At 29.2% G+C, this 21,155-nt stretch carries 17 protein-coding genes, 4 tRNA genes and 1 other RNA gene; 19 read left to right on the forward strand and 3 right to left on the reverse strand.

Going from position 1 to position 21,155, the window contains the following annotated elements:
* Window positions 1–46 precede the first annotated feature (46 nt).
* The 4 genes from KW512_RS02880 to KW512_RS02895 all read left to right on the forward strand — a co-directional run bounded on the left by KW512_RS02880 (window position 47) and on the right by KW512_RS02895 (window position 1,372).
* Window positions 47–132, forward strand: a tRNA-Leu gene (locus KW512_RS02880).
* A 3-nt stretch (window positions 133–135) separates the two neighbouring features.
* A tRNA-Lys gene (locus tag KW512_RS02885) sits at window positions 136–211 on the forward strand.
* Between the two features lie 52 nt (window positions 212–263).
* Complete coding sequence (pfkA, locus tag KW512_RS02890; protein WP_258841314.1) at window positions 264–1,232, forward strand: 6-phosphofructokinase; 969 nt, start codon at window positions 264–266, stop codon at window positions 1,230–1,232.
* 17 nt (window positions 1,233–1,249) lie between these two features.
* Window positions 1,250–1,372 carry a hypothetical protein gene (locus KW512_RS02895; RefSeq protein WP_258825113.1) on the forward strand — a complete coding sequence of 41 codons (123 nt, stop codon included), beginning with the start codon at window positions 1,250–1,252 and terminating at the stop codon, window positions 1,370–1,372.
* Window positions 1,373–1,450: 78 nt separating this feature from the next.
* Here KW512_RS02895 and KW512_RS02900 read toward each other — a convergent pair whose 3' ends face one another.
* Window positions 1,451–2,248: an alpha/beta fold hydrolase gene (locus KW512_RS02900; protein WP_258841315.1), complete on the reverse strand. Its 798-nt coding sequence runs from the start codon at window positions 2,246–2,248 to the stop codon at window positions 1,451–1,453.
* Window positions 2,249–2,387: 139 nt separating this feature from the next.
* Here KW512_RS02900 and ffs point away from each other — a divergent pair.
* The 4 genes from ffs (at window position 2,388) to KW512_RS02920 (ending at window position 7,135) form a co-directional block, all read left to right on the forward strand.
* Window positions 2,388–2,475, forward strand: an RNA gene (ffs, locus tag KW512_RS02905) — signal recognition particle sRNA small type.
* Window positions 2,476–2,500: 25 nt separating this feature from the next.
* On the forward strand, window positions 2,501–3,604 hold the full coding sequence (locus KW512_RS02910) for a YitT family protein (protein WP_258841316.1): 1,104 nt from the start codon (window positions 2,501–2,503) through the stop codon (window positions 3,602–3,604).
* A 265-nt stretch (window positions 3,605–3,869) separates the two neighbouring features.
* Window positions 3,870–5,318: a hexose phosphate transporter gene (locus KW512_RS02915; RefSeq protein ID WP_258841317.1), complete on the forward strand. Its 1,449-nt coding sequence runs from the start codon at window positions 3,870–3,872 to the stop codon at window positions 5,316–5,318.
* Between the two features lie 869 nt (window positions 5,319–6,187).
* Window positions 6,188–7,135 (forward strand): L-lactate dehydrogenase, encoded by a 948-nt coding sequence (locus KW512_RS02920; protein ID WP_258841318.1) that lies wholly within the window; start codon window positions 6,188–6,190, stop codon window positions 7,133–7,135.
* Window positions 7,136–8,065: 930 nt separating this feature from the next.
* Here KW512_RS02920 and KW512_RS02925 read toward each other — a convergent pair.
* A tRNA-Leu gene (locus KW512_RS02925) sits at window positions 8,066–8,149 on the reverse strand.
* A 58-nt stretch (window positions 8,150–8,207) separates the two neighbouring features.
* On the opposite strand from KW512_RS02925, the gene KW512_RS02930 reads away from it, so the two are divergent.
* The 6 genes from KW512_RS02930 (at window position 8,208) to KW512_RS02955 (ending at window position 15,261) form a co-directional block, all read left to right on the forward strand.
* The gene (locus KW512_RS02930) at window positions 8,208–11,045 is read left to right on the forward strand and encodes a DUF31 family protein (RefSeq protein ID WP_258841319.1); all 2,838 of its coding nucleotides are present in this window, start codon (window positions 8,208–8,210) and stop codon (window positions 11,043–11,045) included.
* A gap of 65 nt (window positions 11,046–11,110) precedes the next feature.
* The gene (gene prfA / locus KW512_RS02935) at window positions 11,111–12,196 is read left to right on the forward strand and encodes a peptide chain release factor 1 (RefSeq protein WP_069097412.1); all 1,086 of its coding nucleotides are present in this window, start codon (window positions 11,111–11,113) and stop codon (window positions 12,194–12,196) included.
* Window positions 12,183–12,911 (forward strand): peptide chain release factor N(5)-glutamine methyltransferase, encoded by a 729-nt coding sequence (locus KW512_RS02940; RefSeq protein ID WP_258841320.1) that lies wholly within the window; start codon window positions 12,183–12,185, stop codon window positions 12,909–12,911. Before prfA ends, KW512_RS02940 begins: the two co-directional genes overlap by 14 nt.
* 40 nt (window positions 12,912–12,951) lie before the next feature.
* The gene (gene gltX / locus KW512_RS02945; RefSeq protein WP_258841321.1) at window positions 12,952–14,355 is read left to right on the forward strand and encodes a glutamate--tRNA ligase; all 1,404 of its coding nucleotides are present in this window, start codon (window positions 12,952–12,954) and stop codon (window positions 14,353–14,355) included.
* The gene (locus KW512_RS02950; protein WP_258841322.1) at window positions 14,346–14,750 is read left to right on the forward strand and encodes a hypothetical protein; all 405 of its coding nucleotides are present in this window, start codon (window positions 14,346–14,348) and stop codon (window positions 14,748–14,750) included. Before gltX ends, KW512_RS02950 begins: the two co-directional genes overlap by 10 nt.
* The gene (locus tag KW512_RS02955) at window positions 14,743–15,261 is read left to right on the forward strand and encodes a tRNA (cytidine(34)-2'-O)-methyltransferase (protein ID WP_258841323.1); all 519 of its coding nucleotides are present in this window, start codon (window positions 14,743–14,745) and stop codon (window positions 15,259–15,261) included. The genes KW512_RS02950 and KW512_RS02955 overlap by 8 nt, the downstream gene beginning before the upstream one ends.
* Before the next feature lie 786 nt (window positions 15,262–16,047).
* Here the strand turns inward: KW512_RS02955 and KW512_RS02960 are convergent.
* Window positions 16,048–16,122 (reverse strand) — tRNA-Trp (locus tag KW512_RS02960).
* A gap of 84 nt (window positions 16,123–16,206) precedes the next feature.
* On the opposite strand from KW512_RS02960, the gene KW512_RS02965 reads away from it, so the two are divergent.
* The 5 genes from KW512_RS02965 (at window position 16,207) to tig (ending at window position 21,122) form a co-directional block, all read left to right on the forward strand.
* Window positions 16,207–16,782: a chromate transporter gene (locus KW512_RS02965; protein WP_258841828.1), complete on the forward strand. Its 576-nt coding sequence runs from the start codon at window positions 16,207–16,209 to the stop codon at window positions 16,780–16,782.
* A complete protein-coding gene (locus KW512_RS02970) occupies window positions 16,766–17,416 on the forward strand; it encodes a chromate transporter (RefSeq protein ID WP_258841324.1) in 651 nt (216 codons plus the stop codon). Before KW512_RS02965 ends, KW512_RS02970 begins: the two co-directional genes overlap by 17 nt.
* 7 nt (window positions 17,417–17,423) lie before the next feature.
* The gene (locus tag KW512_RS02975) at window positions 17,424–18,257 is read left to right on the forward strand and encodes an MAGa7180 family putative nuclease (RefSeq protein WP_258841325.1); all 834 of its coding nucleotides are present in this window, start codon (window positions 17,424–17,426) and stop codon (window positions 18,255–18,257) included.
* Window positions 18,258–18,259: 2 nt separating this feature from the next.
* Entirely contained in the window at window positions 18,260–19,498 is a 1,239-nt protein-coding gene (locus tag KW512_RS02980; protein ID WP_258841326.1) for an Hsp33 family molecular chaperone HslO, read from the forward strand.
* A 214-nt stretch (window positions 19,499–19,712) separates the two neighbouring features.
* Entirely contained in the window at window positions 19,713–21,122 is a 1,410-nt protein-coding gene (gene tig / locus KW512_RS02985) for a trigger factor (protein WP_258841327.1), read from the forward strand.
* Window positions 21,123–21,155: the final 33 nt, after the last annotated feature.

The following is a 21,155-nucleotide window of genomic DNA, read 5'->3' on the forward strand; positions in this document are numbered from 1 at the left end:
TTTTATGATATAATGTTATATGCTTTTAACTGAACAAACCATTAGTGCTCGAGTGGTGGAATGGTAGACACAAGGGACTTAAAATCCCTTGGGAGTAATCCCGTGCTGGTTCGAGTCCAGTTTCGAGCACCAAAAGCGCCCTTAGCTCAGCAGGTAGAGCAAATGACTTTTAATCATTGGGTCAGAGGTTCAAATCCTCTAGGGCGTACCATTTCAAATTTATTTGTCCATTTTTTTATAATTTTTCATTAAAAAGGCTTAAAATGTCAAAAAAAATAGCAATTTTAACTTCTGGTGGCGACTCACCAGGAATGAATTCTGCTATAAGTGCTCTTGTTAAGGCCGCACTTAATTCAGGATTTGAACCATATTTAATTTTAGAAGGCTACCTTGGAATTTTGAATAAAAATATTATATTAGCCTCTGAATTTCCGTATAACGGTATCTCTAGTTTTGGTGGCACAGCAATTGGTTCTACCCGTTTTCCGGAATTTAAAGAGGAAGAAATTCAAAAAAAAGCCGCAAAAATCTTAACAGATATGGGTATTTCTTCTTTAATTGTTATTGGAGGAGATGGAACTTACAAAGGTGGTTATAAACTTCATTTGCAAGGAATCAAAGTAATTGCTCTACCAGGAACAATTGATAATGATATTCAATTTACTGATTATACAATTGGATTTGATTCAGCTTTAAATACAATTGTAGAAAGTGTTGACAAATTAAGAGATACTGCTAATTCCCATCGACGTTGTTTTGTTGTTGAAGTCATGGGGCGTCATTGTCCAGATTTAGCTTTGTATTCAGCAATTGCAACCGGAAGTGAAATTGTTATTACTAATACAAATCCTCTAAGTGCACAAGAAGCATCAGAAATTGTTCTTGAGCAATTTAAAAAAGGTAAGCCAAGCGTTATTATTACAGTATTAGAGTATGTTTTACCAAATTTAAAAGAATTTGCTGCTCAAATTGAAAAAATAACTAATATAACAACAAGAGCTTTTGAAGTTGGACATATTCAAAGAGGCGGAAGACCTTCGGCATTTGACCGAATATTAGCAACTAAGATGGCAATGAAAGCAATTGAGTTAATTGATGAAAGAAAATCAGGACTTGCAATTGGTTATTTAGATGGAAAAATTCAAGCTCACGATATAACCGAAGTAGTCTCAGCCTCAGTTGAAAGAACAGCCGAATTAGCTCAAAAAATTAACAAAATTAATCAAAATTAATTTAGAGAAGGTATAAAATGCGTAAAATTAGAAAACTTCAAATGCAAAAAAGGCGAGAAGCACGAAGACTTAAAACTTCTAAAGCCGCTAAAAAATTAAATGCAAAATTACAACTTTTAGTGGAAAAAAGTTTGCAATAATTTAAAAACAGTTAAACAAAAAAAGGTGAAAATCACCTTTTTTTGTTTAAGAATTTAAACTGATTTACCAAAAATTAACTATTTTTTTATGAAATCAATAAAAACTTTATTAAAATATTCAGGATTTTCTGTATAAATCAAATGCCCAGTTTTTGGTATGATTTCGGTTTGGACGTGCGGTATTAGACTTTCAAAATATGACTTAGTTTCTTGTTGTAGAACAATTCCATCTTTTTCACCTAAAACAAGAAGTGTTGGACATTTTATTGATTTAATTCCGTCCTCAATTTGATCCATCATATTATTTTTTAGTAAATTTTTACTAAGGGTTACAATATTGTGATTATTAAAATATTCGTAATTAAAGGTGGCTTTTGCTCATTCTATATATTTAGGATTTTTATATTTATCTTTATCATATTCATAAATTGGCAAAAATTCTAACATTTCTTCAGGTGTTTTTGGGAAGAATTTCTCGTAAAAAAAATCTTTTAATGGTAAATTAGCTTTATTCATTGGACCAATGAAAACTATTTTTGAAATTAATTCAGGAATTCTTTTATAAACTAAAGCGCCATATCCACCTCCCATTGAGTGGCCAACCAAAACAACGTTTTTAAGGTTTAATTTTTTAATAAATTCAACTGTCAAATCTGCATAATAATCTACATAAAGTTGCTCTTCTTTTGCGGGAGTTAAATTATTTCCTGGGAGTGTGTAGGCATAAAAATTTACGCCAATTTTTTTGCTAATAGACTCAATTACAGTGCTAAAAACATTATGGCTTGAGTTAAAACCATGGCAAAAAACAATATTAATTTTGTTGTATGGGCTTTGATTAATAATAAAAGGGTATGGTCAAACTGAATTAGACATTTTCTGATCTCCTTTGTGATTTTTTGTGTATTTAAATGTGTATTTAAAATAAATTTTTTGCTTATTTAAAATTAATTATAAAATAAAAAATTTTTTTTAACTTTTTATTTCAAAAAAAATAAAAAGTGATATAATGTTATTCGCCACTAAAATAATAACCTTGTAACCTGGTCAGGATAGAAATATAGCAGCCATATCGAGAAGTATTGTGTTTAGTGGTCTTTTTTATATTTGAAAAGGTAAAAAAACACTATGTCTTCTCGGCAATCTAATAAATCAAGCAATGTTCATTGTTCTTGTTCTAATCAGAAAAACCATAATTTAGCTAAATGCTTAAAAAATCAACTTGTTTTACGTGCAGAACGTGAAATTTTTTATCATAATCAAAGCAAAATAAACCTGAAAAATTTCTGAAAAAAGCGAACCCTTTCAATCATAATGATGGCTTTTTCAGCATTATTATTTACATTAGGTGTTATTTTTTTCTTAGGAGTCGCAAGAACTGTCCCAACAGGTGTATCGGCAATTCCAGCGCTTACTATAATAATAATTAATTCTCAATATGAGGTAAATATTGGCTGAAGTTTTGCAATAATTTATTTTGTTATTAATATTCCTTTAATAATTTTTATTCTTGTTAAAGTTCCGAACAAAAGTTTTAGTTATCTTACCTTTATTTGACTTTTTTTCCAAATTGTTTGAAACCAGGTTTTTTCTTTAGATACCCCAATAAGAACATTTTTAATTAACAATATCTTAATTCCAAACCAAGAAGGTTCTTGGACTATTTTCTATTATACAATAATTGGTTCCATTTTGTCTGGTTGAGCTATCGGAATTGCATGAAAATTCGGTGGTTCTTGTGGGGGAACTGATTATATAACTTATTATATTGCACTAAAATATCGCAAACCTATAGGCAAAATAATGTTTAGTATTTCGATATTTTTTGGACTTTTTTCAATTATTATTCTTTATTTTCTTGAACCTTCACAAGTTGATGGACAACTTTTTGGTCAAAAATTAGCATCTGTTTTTCTTTATTTAATTGTAAGTTCGTCAATTGTTAGCCGAATTTATCCAAAATACGGAAAAATTCTTTTACAAATTTATACTAATCACCCCGAAAAAATTGTTGAACACCTTAAATCAATAAAATATTGGCACTCATATAACATTTGAGAAGGTGTTTCTGGATATACTGGTCAAAAACAATGAAGAGTTGAAACAATCATTTACATAATTGAAAAAAATGCTATCTTGGAAGAAATTGCAAAAGCAAACGTTGGTTTTTGGTATTCAGCAACTAAAATCTTACAAACAACGGACCGTTTTGATGCAACAAAAATTAATTAAATTTTTCACTATTTAATTAATTTTTGTTTTTAGTTGAGACATTTTTACTAGCACTTTTTAAATTCAGCCAAAATTTTTTAATAGTCATAATTAAGATTATTAAAAAATTTTGGCTGTTTATTTTTAATAATGAATTAAAAATTGAAATTTTTTTAAATTTTCGACAAAAAAGTTCCAGTTTGATATTTTTTTAAATTTTTGCTATATAATTCTAAGAAGAGTTATTAACTCTTAATACATTTTTAAAATTTAGGAACTAAATTGTATGAATGATAATTTTATTTTAAAATTTGCTCAAAAAAACATAAAAGAAAAAAAATTAACTTTTAGTGCCGGGTTAATTCTATGAGCATTAATTGTTTTTGCTTATATGATTTTTGTCATAAATTGAGGATTTGCATCAGCTGGACTCAACGGAAAAGCTGGTGAAAGTGGATATTTAGGACATTTTTTCCCAGATGCTAGTGCCGCGCCTGGAACTGTAGTTAATCAAGCAGTTAACTGAGGAATTACAATCGGTCGTGGAATTGGATCGATTCTAGTTGGTTGATTTATTGTAAAAATTTCGCATAAGTATACTGTTGTATTGTCGCTCATTTTCATGCTTTTTGGAATAGCAGCGCCTTATTCACCAACTTATGCAGGGTTCATAATTTTAAGAACTATTTTTGCAATTGGTGGAACAATGCAAATTGTTTTAATTCAACCAGTTGTTTCAAACTATTTAAATTCACGTCAAAAAGCGGTAATTTCACAGTTTTCACCGTTTTTTTACCCAATTGGAACAATAATAACACTTATTCCTTTTATAATGACTGGCGAAATTCAAGATTCTGTTCGCTCTCATTGACAAACAATTTTCTTGGTAATTGGACTTTTAACACTTATTCCTTTAATTGGCTACATAATTTTAGGAACAAAATTTGACCTATATCCTTCTGCTTTAGCAAAACAACCTAAACAAGAAAAACTAACTTTATCAAGCTTTTTTAAACAAAAAGATACTTGATATTGAACAATTGTTTATGGTTCATGACTTATTGCAGTTGTTTTCCCCTTTACATTCTCTAAGCCAATTTTTGCTCGTCTAGTTGGTGATGCTGCCGGAACAACTTTTAACCAAAAAATCTCAGTTTTCCTAATTGTTTTCTTATCAGGAATGTTTGTTGGCCCATTTACAATTGGATTGTTTTCAAAATATCAACTTCAAAGACGTAAATATATAACAACAGTTATTTCTTTAGGTGTTCTTTTTTATGTTCTTGCTACCGTTGTTTTTGTTACAAAAGTAGGAAAAGACCCTCTAAGTGCAAAAACTTATACTGATGGTTGAACTTGATTATTTTTAATTTTTGGTCTCTTAATGGGAATTTGTCTCTGGGGAATTCAAGGAGTAATGCTTAATTTACCTCATGAATATCCAGGCGCAAATCCTAAAAGAGTCGGATTCCAATTTGGACTTATTTGGGGACTTGGTTATACAGCCTTTACATTAGCAACAATAATAACTTCGTTGGTTAATACGCCTCCAGGGGTGGATACAAAAACAGTTACCGGAAATGTTGATGGATATGCCTTAGGTGCTTATATTTTAATTATAATTTTTTCATTAGCTTCGGCAATCGGTCTTGCTTTATTAAAAGAGCCTCATCCAAGCTATAAAAAATTGTTAAGAATCCGTAAACTTTCAGATATTAAACGAATTCAATTGTAAAAAAATTTCATTTTTTTAAATTAATTTAAAAAAGCAAGTAAAAGTATATTTTTGCTTGCTTTTTTATTTAAAAATGTATTAAAATTTTAAGTATAACACTGATATTTAATATCCCGAGTTTCCCAGTTTGATAAGATAATCTTAAAAAGTGTCCTGGTTTAGTTTTGTGTGGTTTTTTAACTTTTTTGGCAAAAGTTAATTACCTATTTTAAAACACTGGCAAAAATCAATTTATGGACAAATTAACAAAAATCATAAAAAATACAACTACTATTTAAACTCAATGTAAATAGAAAACTCGTTTTTACTTACATTGAGCCTAAAAAAATATGTGAAGTTTTGAAAGAACAATAATTAAAAGCCCTAAATTTGTAAATTTCTAAACGGTAAATTTAAGGCACTCCATCATATTTAAAAATATAATGGATAATTCGCATTTTCTGATTTTATCATGCAAAAAACATAACTAATTCCCCCTTAATTCTATATCAAAATTTATTAATTTATTCTTAGTGAGAGTAATTATAACATAATTTTATTTTGCTCCAAGCATTTTTTTGCAAAAGATTAAATTAACAATAATAAAAATTAAGATTTTAGATCAAAATACCCGGATTTACGGGTATTTTTGCTATTTAGATTTGCTAAAAAGTGAATTTTGCCGTCAAACTGCGAAACTCATGGTAAACTTTCAGAAATTAAAGTATTCAATTATAAAAAAAATTTCATTTTTTTAAATTAATTTAAAAAAAACAAGTAAAAGTATATTTTTGCTTGTTTTTATTTAAAAATGTATTAAAATTTTAGACATAACAAAGATATTTAATATTTTTGTTATAACCAATATAGTAAAAACTAGGAGATACAATATGAAGCCAATCAAAATCGTTCTAATCGGCGCAGGAAACGTTGGAAATTCATTTCTTTATGCAGCAATGAATCAAGGTCTTGCATCTGAATACGGAATTATCGATATAAACCCTGATTTTGCAGAAGGAAATGCATTTGATTTTGAGGATGCTTCCGCTTCACTTTTGCGTCCTTTTTCAGTTCGCCGTTATGACTATAGCGATCTAAAAGATGCAGATTTTATTTTAATTACAGCAGGAAGACCTCAAAAACCAGGTGAAACTCGACTTGAATTAGTTGCTGATAATATTCGAATTATCCGTGATATTGCTTTTAAAGTTAAAGAAAGTGGCTTTAGCGGAATTACCGTTATTGCTTCAAACCCTGTTGATGTTATTACTCGCGCTTATCGTGATGCCTCAGGATTTTCTGACCAAAAAGTTATCGGAACAGGAACAATACTTGACACTGCAAGACTTCAATTTGAAATTGCAAAAAGAGCAAAAATTGCCCCAAATTCAGTTCAGGCTTACGTAATGGGTGAGCATGGTGATTCATCTTTTGTTGCCTATTCTAATATTAAAATTGCAGGTGAATGTTTTTGTCATTTTTCAGAACTAACCGGAATTAATAGTTCAAATTACGAGAAAGAGCTCGAATATCCAGTTTCACGTCGTGCTTATGAAATAATTAACAGAAAAAGAGCGACATTTTACGGAATTGGTGCTGCATTAGCCCGAATTGTTAGCAACATTATCCAAGACTCAAAAAATATTCTTATTGTCGGTGCGAATTTACGTGGTCAGTACGGGTTCGATGGCGTAAATATTGGAGTTCCAGCTGTCCTTGGTGCAAATGGTATTGAGAAAATCATTGAAATTACGCTCAATGATAAAGAAAAAGAAAAATTCGCAAAATCAGTCGAAATTGTCGATACTATTTACAAAGACGCTATGAAAAATCTTTAGTTTTCAAAGTCACACACTTCAAATTTAAAGAAAGGTGCTCCAAATTGGAGTGCTTTTCTTTAATTTTTCCCGAGTTTCCCAGTTTGATGAGATAATCTTAAAAAAGTGTCTGGTTTTAGGCACTTTTTTAACTTTTTTGCTAACTCAGGGAAAAATAACTATCAAAGCAAAAACACTGAATTTTAAATCTAACAATCACGAAAGAAAAATCTACTTATTAATAATAAAGCAAACTAAAAAAGCAAAATTATAAAATGTCTAAACTACCTTTTTTAGTTAAAACACTGGCAAAAATCAATTGATGAATAAACAACAAAAATCATAAAAAATACAACTACTATTTAAACTCAATGTAAATAGAAAACTCGTTTTTACTTACATTGAGCCTAAAAAACAAAATGTGAAGTTTTGAAAGAACAATAACTAAAAGCCATAAATTTGTAGATTTCTAAACGGTTAAATTTAAGGCATTCCATTATATTAAAAACATAATGGAAAATTCGCATTTTCTGATTTTTTATGGCAAAAACATAACTAATTCCCCCTTAATTCACTATCAAAATTTATTAATTCATTCTTAAGTGAAAGTAATTATAACCTAAATTTTTTTTAAACCAAGCATTTTTTTAAAAATTTTTTGCAAAAGGTTAATTTCAAAATAGTAAAAATTAGGATTTTAGCATCAAAAAACAAGCATTTACGGCTATTTTTGCATATTTATATTGACTAAAAAGTGAATTTTTGCCATCCAAACTGCCAAACTTAGGAATTTGCAAAATCAGTTCAAATTATCGATATTATTTACAAAGACGTTATGAAAAATCTTTAGTTTTCAAAGTCAAACACTTCAAATTAAAGAAAAGCACTCCAATTTGGAGCGCATTTCTTTAATTTTTTTAATTATAAAAAACAATAAGGGTATATTATATTTGGTGGCTCATATCGGACTCGAACCGATACGCATTGCTGCAGCAGGTTTTGAGTCTGCCGTGTCTACCATTCCACCAATGAGCCTTAAAAAGTTATTAAAATTTATTGTTTTAACGATAATTATATTATAATTATATCAATCATGGCAAAAAAACAAAATAAATCTTTAAAAAAAATACTAACAAAAATTCTCCCAATAGTTGGAATTTCAACTACATTTTTTATCGCTTCTTGCACACCGCTTGGTGCGGTCAGAGATATTGTCCAGCGAACTCTCGAAATTGGCCAGGCAAACCCTTGAGATCAAGAACTTGATCAAACCAAGCCTTTAGATTCAATAATTATAGGTAGAGTGGCTTTAGGTAGCAAACTTAAGGCATCTGATTTTTTAAAACAGTATTCAACCTTAGATTTAGATGATGATTCAAGCAGAATATCTCGCCGTGCGATAAATAGTAGAAGTTCATTTTTAGATTCAGCAATTATTTGAACTTTTATCCCAGGTGTTGATAATCTTGACTTAAATGCAAAATTTGAATTAAAAATTACCCCACTTACAAATTCTGCTAATGATTTTTACGGTTCAATTAAAGTTAAGGTTGACTCTTATAATAAAGACACAAAAACTTTGGTTCAATCAAAAGAGTTTGTTATTACCGGCTTTGAAACTGATCAAACCGGAATTTATGCTTATAAAGAAAGAATTAATACCGCTTTTGAAAAAATAGAAACCTTAGAATTAAAAAATCAAAGCACTTTTGATATTAACTCACTAAAATCTGACTCAGATATTTGGGAGTATATAAATTTACCGTCAAATTTTGAAAAAATGGACGTAGATAAACTTAGAAATTCCGATGAATTTGATGTTCCAGATCAACCACAATCAGTCCCAAGTATTCAAGATATTGCCAAAAATCCTTACCGTTTAAAGGTTAAAAATTTCTATTATTTAAAAGCAACAATTTTAAAAGACTCATATGATTCCCAAAACGGAACTGTCGATGTTGTTTTGTCAATTTATCATGATCAATACCATAATTATGTCTCAAAAATTGTAAAATTAAAAGTTAAGCAACACCAAAATCTAAAAAAATTAACTGAAATTAAAAGTTTCAAACTTAGAGACGAGTATTCTAACTTTTTGCCATCTTTTTTAATAAATTCCACCGAAAATTCAGGTGAGGAATTATCTAAATATATCGATTTTGGTGGTTTAGATCACAAAAAGTATGATATTAAAAAAGTTCCCTCACTTTCAAATGACCAAAATGGTGAATTTTACCTAATTTTAAGTCCAAAAGAAAACGATTTAACCTCAGGCCCAACAAGTCCTGGTCAAATTATTAAAGTTGACGGATTTAACTCATATGATAAGATTTTTGCCTCAAGTGAATTTACAAGTCAAATAAATTTTGACTTTATTGATTCTTGATATAAATTACCAACTACAGCAAATATTTCAGAAAAATTAAAAAATATTTCTCAAAGTTTAAACTCCTCAGGTGATGCACTTTTGTGGCCACTTTTTGGTCAAGCAGTTAAAAAAACACTATCAGAAGCGACACTTTTTAAAAGTACTGGAGAATTAAGTAATTTTGAACAATTAAATTATAGTTTTGGTTCATTAGCTGAATTTAAAATTTCTGAGACAGGAGTTTCATTTTACTTTGGTAATTCAGTTCAAGACTATTACCAAATTAACGTAAAATTTACTAACACTAGAGAAAGCAAAAACATTGTTGAAGATTTTGGCACAAAAGTACTTGGAAAAAATATAATTAATGACTCATTGCGTTCAAGATCAATGGTAATTCAATTGCGCTCAAATGCTTTTGACCCAAGAACTAATTCAAATACAACCCGAATTACCTCAGGGACAGCTTGAGTTTTTGATCGAAAATTAAAACCTGACCCTAATAATGAAGGAAAATTTTTACCTACCAACACTTATTATCTAGCCACAAATTTACATGTTATTTCAGATTTAATTAACAAACCGGATCAAATTTATTCATTTTCCTATTTACTCGACGGAAATTTGGAAAGATTAGATGATATTAGTTTTGATGATACTAATTTATTTCGCCGTTTTGATCGAATTTCAAAAACTGAAGCCAACAGAGATTTTTTACCCCCTGAAGGATTTCAGTATATAAACTCTGAGTCAAAAAAATTCTGGAATAATTTAAAAATTAATCCTATTGGCCTAGATATGCCCGATCGAGGAAAATTTCGTGATATTGCAATAATTGAAGTAACTTTTCCTGAAGATGAACATAAAAACAATCCATTTAATTTTGGAATTCCTTTTTTAGATCGTACCTTTTTGGGCAGAGATTCATATATAAAAAATGTTCCCGATGCTGTTCGACATTACAACGAAGCTCCACTTGATGTTTTAGTAACAGATAAATTTCTTCCTACTTTTACAAAAGGAACTCAACTTAAGACCTCAAAAATTGAATCAGCCTTACCACTGCATGCTTATTTAGGTGGTTTTTTAGGCGGATATACCTGAATTACTGATAATAAAAATTCATTTGTTACAATTGATGAGCTAAAAAAAGACAACCAGTTCAAACAGGATAATTCTCCTAAATCTTTCCAAGGTGCAACTTCAATTTCACTTCCTGGACTTCGTGGTGGTCGAGGAATGTCTGGTTCGCTCGTTGTAAATGAATATAACCAAGTTATCGGTATTTTTTGGGGTGGATATTTCCCTCAAACCGTACCAGGGAGAAATCCTCTTGTTAAAGGAATTGGTCAATTTGACCCAATTGGTGTAAAAATTGACAATAATCCAACAGTTTTAGCAAAATGGCTTGCGCAAACAAAGGATGTTCAAACTGATTTGGATCAAACTTCAGAAAAAGTTTTTTCCCTTGAAGATCCAGCCCAAATTGAAAGACTTGCTCACTCAGCGCGTTGGCTTAAATTTTCTAACGGTCAAAATTCCCAAACAACCCCTGATGTTTAACTTTTATTTTTAAAATTTATAAAAAAATTAAAATTTTAAAAATAAAAACACAGGTTGAAGTAAAAATGGAAAAAAAATTTTTAGACTCTTTAGAAAAAATTCATAAAAAATATCAAGATTTAAGTCAGCTTTTGTTAACTGATGAAATAATTAATAATCAAAAAAAATATTTAGAAATAGCAAAAGAAATTTCTTCAATTGAAGAAATTTCTTTGACATTTGATTTACTTTTAAAAAATCAGCAAACACTTGAAGAAGCAAAAACACTTCTTAGTCAAGAAAAAGATCCAGAATTACAACATTTAGCAAAATCTGAAATTGCAAGTGCTAATAAAAATATTGAAGCACTCGAAGAAAAACTCTTAATTTTAATGCTTCCAAAAGATGAAAATGACGATAAAGACGTAATTGTTGAAATCCGCGGCGCTGCTGGGGGTGACGAGGCTAATATTTTTGTTGGCGATCTTTTTCGAATGTACCAAAAATGAGCTGATTCCCAAAGAGCAAAAGTTAAAATTCTTAGCTCATCGCTTGCACTTGCTGGCGGTTTTTCACAGATTTTTTTTCAAATTTCTGGTCAAAATATATACTCAAAACTTAAATTTGAATCAGGTGTCCACCGTGTTCAACGGGTTCCTGAGACCGAAACAATGGGCAGAATTCACACCTCAACTGCCACAGTTACCGTGATGCCAAAAATTGACAACAAAATTGAAGTCGAAATTAACCCTTCTGATCTTAAAATTGATACTTATCGATCCTCAGGAGCCGGCGGTCAGTCTGTAAATACGACCGATTCGGCAGTTAGAATTACTCATATTCCCACCGGAATTGTTGTAACTTCTCAAGATGAAAGATCCCAAATTGGCAACAAAGAAATAGCGATGGGAATTCTGAGGTCAAAAATTTATAACCTTGAAGTTCAAAAAAGACTTGAAACACAAGCTAATTTTCGCAAACTTGCCGGATCAGGGGCTCGTTCTGAAAAAATTAGAACTTATAACTACCCTCAAGATAGGCTGACCGACCATCGAATAGGATTTTCTTGTTCTTTAAAACCGGTCATCCAAGGAAGTCTAAATCCAATAATTGAAGCCTTATTATCTCAAGAAAGAGCTGAGTTAATCTTGCAAAGCTATGGAGATAAATAGTAGAAAATTGGAACTTTTAAAGGAAAAACAACGTTATAATTTGCCCTTAGAAGTTTCCAAACTTGAACTTTTAAAGTTAGAAATGAACTATCCAGTCCAAAAAATCATCGGATTTATTGAAATGGAAAATGTTCGAATTTTTTTAGACCAAAAAGTTTTTATTCCCCGTTATGAAACACAAGAATTACTGCAAAAAGTCAAAAAAGTAATAAAAAAAGATAGTTTTGTTCTTGATTTATGTTGTGGTTCAGGATTTATTGGCCTTGCTCTTGCCAAATTTAGCGGCGCAAAAATTACTCTGGTTGATATTAGTGATGAGGCGATTTTGCAAACAAAATTAAATGCAAAATACAACAATTTAGATGTAAAAGTTGTAAAATCTGACCTTTTTAGCAATATTATTGGCCAAAAATTTGATATTATTGTCTCAAATCCTCCTTATCTCAAAAGGCAAAAACTTGATGAGTCAGTTATTAATTTTGAACCTGAAGCTGCATTATTTTCTGAACCCGAACCTTTTTCATTTTATCAAAAAATAATGGAACAAATCGATAATTTTCTTAATGATAAAGGTTGAATTTTTTTTGAAATTGACAAAGATAGTGTCAATTTTTTCAAAAAAAATTTCCCTGAATTCAAAATTGAAAATGATATAAATCAAAAACCAAGATTTGCTTATTGGCAAAAAAACTCAAATTATCCTATAAATTTATAGGATAATTTGAGTTTTGTACTCTAAAAATTGAAAGGAAAAAATGAAAATTAGAACACGCTATGCCCCTTCGCCAACGGGATTTTTGCATATTGGTGGAGCTCGGACTGCGCTTATTAATTATCTTTTTGCAAAACATCACGGTGGTGATTTTATTTTACGAATCGAGGACACTGATACCCAAAGAAATATCAAAGATGGTGAGCGTTCCCAAATTGAAAATTTAGAATGACTTGGAATTTTTCCAGATGAAAAACCTGGCACAGTTTCAGAATATGGTCCATACCGTCAGTCAGAAAAAATTGAGCGCTATCAAAAATTAGCCCAAGAATTGGTTCAAAAAGGTTTTGCATATTATGCTTTTGACAACGCCCACGAACTTGAACTGCAAAAAAAAGAGCAAGAAAAACAAGGTATTTATAGTTTTCGCTATGACAGAAACTGACTTAAAATTTCTGGCCAGGAAAAACAAAAACGTCTAGAAAATAACGAGTTTGTTATTAGATTTGCTGTTGACAAAGACAAGAATTATTGCTGAAATGATTTAGTTCGTGGAAAAATTTGCTTTGAAGGTTCTGCCATTAGTGATTGAGTTATTATAAAATCTGACGGATTTCCAACATACAATTTTGCTGTTGTTGTTGATGATTATGATATGAAAATTACTCATATTTTCCGCGGAGAAGAGCATATTTCAAATACTCCAAAACAAATTGCGCTTTATGAGGCCTTTTCATTTGAAAAACCAGAATTTGGTCACCTTACAATAATTACTGATAAAAATGGTAAAAAACTTTCAAAAAGAGACTCATCACTTTTCCAATTTATTGAGGACTATAAAAATCAAGGTTATCATAGCCATGCTGTTTTTAATTTTTTAGCACTTTTAGGTTGAACTAGCACTGATTCTCGCGAATTTTTTGAGCACAACGAATTAATTAAGGCATTTGATTTTAAAAGACTTTCAAAAGCGCCTTCATATTTTGATACTGAAAAATTAAACTGGTTTTCAAAATCTTATATTTCAAAAATGGAGATAGACCAAATTTTACCGCATCTAAATCTTCAAATAGACTCTGAATGAAACCGGTTTTTTGTTCAAACATTTCAAAAAAGTGCTGTAAAATACAGCGACTTTTTTGAAAATCTCGATTTTTTCGCAAAACCTCAAAACTCAATGAGCCAAAAAATAATCGATTTACTAGAGCAGTCAAATCAGGAACCAATTGAACTTTTTTCACAAAAAATTGACTATGATGATTGACAATTTTCAAAAATTGAAAATTTAATCAAGGAAATTGGCCAAACCTTAAAAATAAAAGGTAAAAATTTATTGTTACCTTTACGACTGGCAACAACATGAGCTGAATCAGGCCCTGAATTAGCAAGGGCAATTTGACTTTTAGGTCCACAAGTAATCCAAAAAAGGCTTAAAAAATGAAAGTAAGATTTTCTCTTAGAACTATTATTGACGACCAAAACAAAAAAATGGTCGAATTTATCAATACAATTTATATTTCAAAGCAAATAATTAATAACACTGAAACTGATGTTTATGAAACGCAAAATCCTGAAAATAACATGATGATTAGACTAGAAATTTTTGACAAAAATTTAACAGTATTTTCTGGTGAAAATACATTATTTTTTGAATTAAACAACTATGTTGAAAATCTATTTATTAATAATGAAGTAGAATTTATTGTTAATACTCTTTTAACAAAATTAGAAATAAATTCAGAATTTATTAAGATTGAATATGACCTTTTTCTCAAAAATAATGGTTCAGAAGATTCAAAAATTTCAACATATCTTACCACTTTGGAGTTTATAAATGATTAACATTGTGCTATTTCAGCCCGAAATAGGTCCAAATACAGGCAATATCATCCGTTCTTGTTTTGTTTTGAATATGAAATTGCATATAATAAAGCCTATTGCATTTGACCTAGATCCAAAACACTTAAAAAGGCCAGCAGCTGGAATTCTTTTGTCAGAAATTCAACATGAAATTCATAGTGATTGACAAAATTTTGCAAAAAAATATAGCACAAAAAATTTATATTTTATAACCCGTTATGGCCAAAAAGTTTATTCGCAAATTGATTTTAAAACCGAATTTAACAAAAATAGCGAGATTTTCCTCATTTTTGGCAGGGAATCAACCGGAATTCCAATTGAAATTCTAAAATCAAATAAGGAAAAATGCTTGCGAATTCCAATGTCTGCTCATGCTAGATCGCTTAATTTAGCAAATTCTGTTGTTATTATGGCATACGAAATTTATCGTCAACTTGATTTTAGCGGGCTGTCTTGCTTTGAGGTTCAAAAAGGTAAAAATTATCTTGACTAATTGTTTTTTTAATATCTTTTAAAAAAATTCTAAATCTTTTGTCAAAAATTTAGAATTTTTTGCTATTTTTTTATTTTTTCCTGAGTTTGGCAGTTTGTTGGCAAAAATTCACTTTTTAGTGAATCTAAATATGCAAAAACACCGACAAATCCGTGTTTTTTGATGATAAATCTTAATTTTTTGTTATTTTGAAATTAACCTTTTGCAAAAAAAAAAAAAAATGCTTGGTTTAAAAAAATTTTAGGTTATAATAAGTCTCACTAAGAATTAATTAATAAATTTGATATTGAATTAAGGGGGACTTAGTTATGTTTTTTGTTTAAAAAATCAGACAGCGCGAATTTTCCATTATATTTTTAAATATGATGGAATGCCATAAATTTGACCGTTTAGAAATCTACAAAATTATGGCTTTTATTTATTGTTCTTTCAAAACTTCATATGTTTTTTTAGGCTCAATGTAAATAAAATGAGTTTTCTATTTGCATTGAGTTTAAATAGTAGTTGTATTTTTTCATGATTTTTGTCAGTGTTTTAAACTAAAAAAGCAGTTTAAAAATTTCATAATTTTGCTTTTTAAGTCAAAATTTTAGCTTTTTTAGTTTGCCTTATTTGATTAATAAGTAGATTTTTCTTTGATGAGTGTTAAAAAACTCCCAAAACCGGATACTTTTATAAGATTATCTCATCAAACTGAGAAACTCGGGTATCTTTTAAATAAATTCTAAATCTTTTGTCAAAAATTTAGAATTTACTGCCATTTTTTTAATTTAAAAAATAAAAAAATGGCAGAGGTGACAGGAGTCGAACCCGCAACATACGGGGTTGAAGCCCGTTGTTCTACCATTGAACTACACCTCTAGGCCGATTTAATTATACCATATTTTTAAAAAATAATATATTATTTTATTAAGTATGAATACAAAAAATATTAAAAATATGAAAATGAGAGATTTTTTAACACTTTTATGGTTTGTTGTAAAAATTTCTTTAATTTCTTTTGGCGGAGGAAATTCTTTAATGCCTATTATTTTTAGTCAGGCAGTTGTCAAAAAAGGATGGATTTCAAAAAGTGATTTTGATCAAGGTTTAATTTTGACCAATTTACTCCCCGGACCTTCATCACTTCAAATGATGGCATTAGTTTGCATTAAAAAATTAGGCGCTTTTTGGGGTGTTTTAGCAACAGTTTTGGGAATTTTCCCGCATATTTTATTATTTTTTACTTTATTTATTTTAGTAAAAAAATTACCTCCAAGATATTTAGTCACTTTTAACTTAGCAATTTTCTCAACAATTATCGGAATTTTACTTGGATTTTGTTATATTTATTGAAAAAAAGACAAGAATTCAAAGAATAAATTAGTTTATTACACCGTTTTATCATTAAGTTTTGCATATTGTTTGTTTGTCCCAAGTCCGTATAATTTAGCGATTGTCCCAATTTTAGTAATTATGTTTATATATTCAGTTTTATTTTTGTTTAAAAAATGAAAGAAAAACCGTGATTTTACTAATTAGTTTAACAATTTTGGGGATAGCAGTTATTAGTTTAATTGTCTTTGGTGGCGGGCAAGTTTTTATGCCTGTTTTTAATTGATTTTGATTACAACTTGGAGAGCTAGGTCTTGAAATTGATCAAGAAAAAATTAATCAAATTTTCACTGTCGCAAATTCAACACCAGGTGTTTTTTCAATTAAATTGGCCGCAGTTACTGGATTTTTAATTGCAGATTTTGGAGTTTTAGGTTGATTTCTTTCATTTATTTTTTTAATGGCATTTATACTACCGGCAATTTTTTTAGTTGTAATTTGACTAAAAGCCTTAAATAGAGTTTCGCAAAAAAAGGGCTCACATTTTACAAAAATAGTACAAATTTTTCGACCGGCAATTATTGGAATTATTTTAGCGCTTGCTTTTCAACTTTTTATCAATTTAGTGCTTGTAAATTATGCTTTTAATTCTAATGATGGATATTTTGTCACAAAAGAAATAAATGTTTTTATAAGCGGCTGAAGACTTTGAGTTTTTATTTCTTTTGCAATTTTTTGGTCTATAATAGTTTTTATTTTGTATTTGCGAAAAGTAAATGTTTTTCTGTTAATTATTATCGGAATTTTACTTTCACTTATTAGTTTACAACCTTGACTTTAGGATACACATGTATACAAATCGTAAATTTTACAATAAAAAAGAATATTTTATTGACCATGAAAAACAGGTTTTAATTCTTGATCCTGCTTTTCATGAAAAATTACTTAACAAAAAGTTTGCTTTTAACACCGGTTTTAAAAAAATTGGTGGAACTTTAATTGGAGAAGTGCTTGGACTGGATAGTTTTAGTTCGCCATTTCGAGCTTTTGTCAAAATTTCAAAATTGGATATGCCAATTTTAGACACTAAATATATAGATGCCGGAGTTGCAATTGAACCTCTTGTCATTAAAGCTATTTCTGAAAAATTAGATCTAGAAATTGAAACTTTTCCTCCTGAAAAATATAATTATGATTATTTTAGCGAAGATCCAATTATAGGCGGAATTCCTGATGGTTTTATCAAAAAAAGCAATATAATAATCGAAATTAAAACAACCGGTCTGAAAAATTTTGAAAGGTGAGGCAAAAAAGGCGAAAATTTACCGCAAAAATACATAAAACAAGCCCAATTATATGCATTTTTAAAAAATGCCGAAAAATATTCAATTGTAGCAACATTTTTAGAGCAAGATGACTACGAAAATCCCAAAGAATTTCCTATAAAAAAAAGACATATAAAATCTTATACTTTTGATGTTAATGAATCTCAAGTTATGGATGATATAGAAAAAATTAAAAAATGGTATAATTTTTATACAAAGTTAGGTATTTCGCCAAATTTTGATCCTATAGTTGATGCTCAAATTCTTGAGTATTTAAGTTGTGAAAATGAACAACAGTGAAAACAACTTTGAGAAAAATGAACAGATTCAATATCTAAACAAAATAAAAAAATATAATCATGTCATCATATTCTAAAATTTATTTGCACAAAAATATTCTAATAGTTGTCTCAGAGATGACTGAAATTGTTAATAAAGCGATTAATATTCACAAGTTAAGCAATATTAGTTCGCTTATTTTAGCAAGTTTTATTAATGTTTTTGGACCACTTCCAACTTTGATTAAGGAAAAAACAGCTGGATTTTCTGTTAAAATTAATTCTGAGAATGTTGAATCATTAGTTCTTGAAACAAATAAGCAAGGCCAAATTCGCGCTAGTTTTTCAGCAAATAGTTTTGAAATTCCGGCTAATGTTTTCAAAAATTACAACACAAACCAACTTGTAAGTTCATATATTGGAAATTATGGTTTTTTAAAAATTAACCAATTTACAAAAAAAACTAATTATTCAGGTCAGATCAAACTTCAAAAAGGTGATTTTATAACAGATTTAGCGTTTTATTTTCACCAATCTCAGCAAATTAATTCAGTAGTAAAAAATTTAATTGAACTTGATGAAAATGCAAAAATAACAAAAGCCCAATCCTTAATTATTCAGCTTTTACCTAATCATTCTCAAGAAGAATTACAAGAAGTAGAATCTTGACTAGAAAATGAAAAAATGGCGGATTTTATGAGCTTTTTTTCAAGTTTTAATCAGGTTGATTTCCAAAAATGGGATTATATTTGTAACTGTAAAAAGGCAAATTTTGAAGCAAATTTAAAACTTTTAAGTCAAGAAGATGTTGATTTTTTAATTGAAAAATATAAAAAAATTGAATTTAAATGTAATTTTTGTTCAAATAGTAAAAAATTTGATAAAAAGGACTGATTAATGGCCAATAAACCATTTAGCATCGCTACAGTTGAATCTTTAACTGGAGGCGCCCTTGCTGCTGAAATTGTAAAAAAGCCCGGTGCAAGTAAATTTTTTGCCGGTGGACTTGTTTGTTACCAAAACGAAATTAAGGAAAAAATTGGTATTGATACAAAAAATGGTGTAACTAATGCAAAAACAGCCCTAAAAATGGCCAAATACGGCCTTGATTTTTTTCAAACTAAATACGCAATCGCCTTGACCGGAAATGCCGGCCCTACAGTTCAAGATGGCAAGCTAGGACAAGTATTTATTGCCATCAATGATGAAGTCTGAGAGCTGAATTTTACCGGAAGTAGATCTGAAATCATACAAGCAAGTTTAGATTTTGCCATTAAAAAAATAAAAGAAATTTCAAAAAACAGCATAAAAATTTTCTAAATTTTACAATAATAAATTATAATTTAAGTAAAAATAAAAACCTAGATAATAATAAGTTATTAGCCTTAGTTTTTAAATAAATACATCTACTTAAAAAACTAAGAGAAAAAGCTAAATTTTTTATTATTTTTTTAAATTTTAAACAAATTTATCATAATTTAAATTATAATTAGTTTTATTTTACTTTTATATAACAATTTAAGGATTATTATTAATGATAACACGTGAATTTTTACCTAATAGTGCCGAACTTAAAATTAAGTTAGTAGCTGATCCGCAAAAATGAGTTGAATTTTACGAAAAAGCTGAAAAGAGACAAGTTGCAAAAGTTTCATTACGCGGTTTTAGAAAAGGGAAAGTGCCATTAGAAAAAGCGCGCCCATATTTAAATCCACAGTCAGTTTTTGAATTAGCGCTTAGAATGTACTTACCTGAGCTTGAAAAACAAGCTTTTTCTAATGTAATTGATAGTGACAATGTTATTGAATCTCCAGTCTTTAATATTGTTCAAATGGACAAAAATACCTTAGAAATCGAGTTTCTTTATCCTGTTTATCCTGAAATTAAGCTTCCTGATTATCAAAATCTTAAAACAAAATATGCTGTAAAACAAGTGACAAAAGATGATATTGAAATTCAAAAGCAAAAACTTTTAGAATCAAAAGGAAAATTTGTTAATGTAAATCGTCCTGTAAAAATGGGAGATATTATTAATTTTGATTTTAAAGGCTTTATTGATGATGAACCTTTTGAAGGTGGAGAGGCGCAAGACTTTGAACTTCGAATTGGTTCAAATAGCTTTATTTCCGGTTTTGAAGAACAACTAGTTGGGTTAGAAATTGAAAAAGAAGCCGATATTCATGTGGTTTTCCCTGAAGATTACCATGTTCCAGCTTATGCAAGTAAAAAGGCAAGATTTCATGTAAAAATCAACAGAATCAAAGAAAGTCAACCTGCTAAATTGACTAATGATTTTGTTGCTTCATTAAAAATTCCAAATGTTGAAACAATTAGCCAACTTGAAGTTTATCTTGAAGATCTTACAAAACGTGAAAATATTGAAAAAGCGCGAATTGAGTTTCAAAAAAATGCACTTGTAGAAATTGTTGACCAAGTTGAAATTCCACTTGCAACTAAATTAATTAATGCTGAAGTTAATCGTTTAAATGAAACTTTTAATTCAACTTTAAAACAACAAGGCTTTACTCTTGAGGAATATTGCCGAATTACAAAATTCACTGAGCAAGATATTTACAATCAACTAGAAGCCGAAGCGAGAAAATTGCTTAAAAATTCTTTCATTTTTGCTGAAATTGCAAAACTAGAAGGATTAGTTCCAACCCAGCAAGATTATGACGAACAAATTGCCATGTTGTCAAGATTTACCGGTAAATCTGTCGAAGAATTAAACGAAACAATCCCTCACAGCGAAATTCAAATTAATATAACAAACAAAAAAGTTGTTGATAAGTTAATTGAATATAATAGCGAAAAAACTGAAGAAAAAATTGAACAGCAAACTGAAGAAAAAACTGAAGAAAAAACTGAAACAACAGAGAAACAAAATGAAACTAATGAAGAACCAAATAAAGAAGTAAATGAAAATAAGGATGGTGAATCATAAAAAAAGAACAAAAATTAAAATTTAATTTACAAA

It is taken from the genome of Mesomycoplasma ovipneumoniae, assembly GCF_024758565.1.
Lineage (GTDB): Bacteria > Bacillota_I > Bacilli_A > Mycoplasmatales > Metamycoplasmataceae > Mesomycoplasma > Mesomycoplasma ovipneumoniae_B.